At 47.5% G+C, this 457-nt stretch carries 1 protein-coding gene; it reads right to left on the reverse strand.

Annotated features, from left to right (window positions below):
* Positions 1-211 precede the first annotated feature (211 nt).
* Positions 212-457 (reverse strand): reverse transcriptase domain-containing protein (locus P5674_RS25940; protein WP_315643533.1); only part of this gene is annotated, 246 nt, incomplete at its 5' end.

Genomic DNA, 457 nt, shown 5'->3' on the forward strand with positions numbered 1-457 from the left:
AATTGGGGGTGGCTACCGCCGTTACTCTCAACCTTACGTTATACTCAAGGGGTTCACAACTTCCCTCTTTTTTTTCGCTCAGTCTTGACCTTGAGTCTCTCTGCCTTATCTGGTTGTCGAAGCCAGATGTTGAGACACATAGATAGTTATGGGATGGTCAGGGGTGCGAATCCCTTATATTCCACCAAGGGGTGGAAGTCCCACTAGGAGGTTATTTCAGGCATTGCAGCCCTATTTCACTCCTAAACGTCTCGCACGCTATATCTGCATCTAGCACGAAATATTCACCTTTGTTGATACTCTGGTAAATCCTGGCTATTGCATCTTGGGCTGACCGTCCGGGTCGGAACCCATAGCTTGTGTTTTCAAATCTCGATTCCCATTCAGGTTCGAGAACCGACTTAACCAAGGCTTGCCTCGCTCTATCTTGGATTGTGGGAATTCCTATTCCAGCTTC

This window comes from Limnospira sp. PMC 289.06 (assembly GCF_032350395.1).
Lineage (GTDB): Bacteria > Cyanobacteriota > Cyanobacteriia > Cyanobacteriales > Microcoleaceae > Limnospira > Limnospira platensis.